This is a genomic window from Streptomyces sp. GC420, from assembly GCF_009916105.1.
In the GTDB taxonomy this organism is placed as follows: Bacteria; Actinomycetota; Actinomycetes; order Streptomycetales; family Streptomycetaceae; genus Streptomyces.
Window position 1 is genome coordinate 1 of sequence record NZ_JAAAXQ010000634.1, and the last position, 2,768, is coordinate 2,768.

4 protein-coding genes are annotated in these 2,768 nt (G+C 73.7%); all 4 read left to right on the forward strand.

The genetic code is table 11. From position 1 onward, the window contains the following. The coding region (locus tag GUY61_RS37170; protein ID WP_243767016.1) for an LD-carboxypeptidase at window positions 1–935 on the forward strand (935 nt) is incomplete at its 5' end. Window positions 936–1,055: 120 nt separating this feature from the next. Further along, window positions 1,056–1,310 (forward strand): DUF1049 domain-containing protein, encoded by a 255-nt coding sequence (locus GUY61_RS37175; RefSeq protein ID WP_166634701.1) that lies wholly within the window; start codon window positions 1,056–1,058, stop codon window positions 1,308–1,310. 74 nt (window positions 1,311–1,384) lie between these two features. Then, on the forward strand, window positions 1,385–2,299 hold the full coding sequence (locus GUY61_RS37180; protein WP_166634702.1) for an arginase family protein: 915 nt from the start codon (window positions 1,385–1,387) through the stop codon (window positions 2,297–2,299). Window positions 2,300–2,423: 124 nt separating this feature from the next. Then, window positions 2,424–2,768: phage holin family protein (locus GUY61_RS37185; RefSeq protein ID WP_208106928.1), on the forward strand; the 345-nt coding region annotated here is incomplete at its 3' end.

Here is a 2,768-nt window from a genome sequence, read left to right on the forward strand (position 1 = left end):
CACCCCTCGCGCCGCTGACACGGCCCCCGCGTCTGCGCGCCGGCGACCGGGTGGCCGTGGTCGCGCCCAGCGGGCCGGTTGCCGAGGAGCGGCTGCAGGCGGGACTCGACATCCTGCGGGGCTGGGACCTGGACCCGGTGGTCGCACCCCACGTCCTGGACCGGCACCAGGACTTCCGCTACCTCGCGGGGACCGACGAGGACCGGGCGCGCGACTTCCAGGAGGCGTGGTGCGACCCCGGTGTCGCTGCCGTGCTGTGCGCACGCGGCGGATACGGCGTCTCCCGCATGGTGGACCTCCTCGACTGGGAGGCCCTGCGGGCCGCCGGCCCCAAGGCGTTCGTCGGCTTCAGCGACATCACCACCCTGCACGAGGCATTCGCCGTCCGCCTGGGCCTCTCCACGCTGCACGGCCCGATGGTGGCCGCCGTCACCTTCCTCAAGGACGCCCGCACCCAGGAGTCGTTGCGCACCACCCTCTTCGAACCCGAGGCGGCGCGCACCCTCACCCTCGAGTCAGCCCGGGGCCTGGTCCCCGGCGCGCCCGTGCGCGGCATCACCACGGGCGGCTGCCTCTCGCTGCTCGCCGCCGAGTCCGGCACCCCCCACTCCCGGCCCTCCGCACGCGGCGGCATCCTCCTGCTGGAGGACATCGGTGAGGAGCCCTACCGCATCGACCGCGCACTGACCCAGCTCCTGCGCACCGGCCTGCTGGACGGTGTCGCCGGGATCGCGCTGGGCTCCTGGCAGGACTGCGGGCCGTACGAGAACGTGCGGGCGGTCCTGCGCGACCGGCTCGGCGGCCTCGGGGTCCCCGTCGTCGAGGAACTGGGTTTCGGCCACTGCGACACCGCGCTGACCGTGCCGCTCGGCATACCCGCTGTACTGGACGCGCAGGCGGGCACACTCACCCTCGACGTGCCCGCCCTGACCTGACCCATGTTCCCGCTGACCCGACCCACGTGCCCGCCCTGGATGCGGCCGCCGCTGCCCGGCCCCGTCCTGGACGCGGAGGCGCGGGCACCGTCGCACCCCGGGGCGGGAAGGAGGCAGGTCATGAGCCGCAGAACGGCGAGTGGAGGCCCCGGCGGCCGCACCGCCACGGGACGCGGTGGGGGCTACCTCACCCCGGGCAGGATCGTGGCCGGCGTCCCGGCCGTCCTGGGCATCGTCTTCATCGCCGAGAACACCCAGGACGTGAGGATCCGGGTGATCATTCGCGAAGTCGTCATGCCGCTGTGGGCGGCCCTGCTCGTGATGGGCGTCATAGGCCTGCTGTGCGGCATCATTCTGTTCTGGCGCCGCAGATGACGGACACGGGTCACCGGCGCCCGGACACCACCGAGCCGCTCGACCGACCGGCACCCCTGGACCAGTATGGCGGGATGCGACGCATCGTGGTCATCGACGCCCCCTCCAACCTCGGACTCCGGCCGCCCGCCCCCGGCACCGTGCCCGGCTGCTACAAACTGGCGGGCGCGCTGCGCGAACAGCGGCTGCTGCCCAGGCTCGGAGCCTTCGAGGGCGGAGTGGTCGTCCCGCCCCGCTACGACCGGGGCGACTGGCAGGAGGGTGACGGCGTGTTCAACGCCGCCGGCATCGCCGCGTACACCCGGAAGCTCGCCGATCGCATCGAACACCACGTTGCGGCAGGGGACTTCGCGTTCGTCCTCGGCGGCGACTGCAGCATCCAGCTCGGCGCCTCGCTCGCGCTGCGCCGCCTCGGCCGCTACGGGCTCGCCGTCCTCGACGGCCACTCGGACTTCCGCCACCCGGGGAACTCCGACCGGGTCGGCGCCGCCGCGGGCGAGGAGCTGGCGCTCGCCACCGGCCGGGGGCAGGCCGACCTCGCCGACATCGAAGGGCTCCGCCCGTACATCAAGGAGGAGGACATACGGCTGATCGGGCTGCGTGACGACGAGGAGGACCGCGCGGAGCTCGCCGAGCTGAAGATCCCCGCGCTGTACGTCGAGGAGATCAGGCGGTACGGGGCGCGGGACCTCGCCGACGCGCTGCTGCTCACCCTGGAAGTGCCGGTCACGGAGGGCTTCTGGGTGCACATGGACGCGGACGTCCTCGACCCTTCCGTCATGCCGGCCGTGGACAGCCCCGACCCGGGCGGGCTGTGGGAGGACGAGGTGCTGACGCTGCTGCGCACCCTGGTGAACTCTCCGCGCTGCGTCGGCTTCAACCTCACGATCTACGATCCCGACCTGGACCCCGACAGCTCGGTCGCCGCCCGCCTCGCCGACCTCGTCGTGGCCGCCTTCACCACGCCCGGGGACGCCGCCGCGGCCTGATCGGCGCGTGGCCGCCCCGCGCCGGGGCACCCGGAGGGCGTTCAGCCCATCCCCACGCCGGCAGCGCGGGCGCACGTGGCGTCACTCCCCGTTAAGGGTGTGGACGCCCGGGTACCCGGCCCGCATGGACGTCAAGCCGGACAACAAACTGTCGGAGCAGCTCTCCCACGTCGTCAGGGACACCCTGCGGGACGAGCTGCGGGCCGAGCTGCGGGCCGAGCTGCGGGCCGAGCTGCGCGAGCAGACGCGCAAGCAGCGACGCACCGCCAAGCTGTACGGCGGCTCGGGCGCTGCCGCGCTGCTCGGAGCCGCGGCGCTGACCGCCTGCCTGGTGCTGCTCCTCGACCTGGCACTGCCCGCGTGGGCCGCCGCCCTGATCACCGCGGCCGTGCTGTTCACCGTGGCGATCGTGCTCAGGAACGCGGCAAGGCCGGGCGCGACGCCCGGCACGGAACCCTCCGCCCCGGAA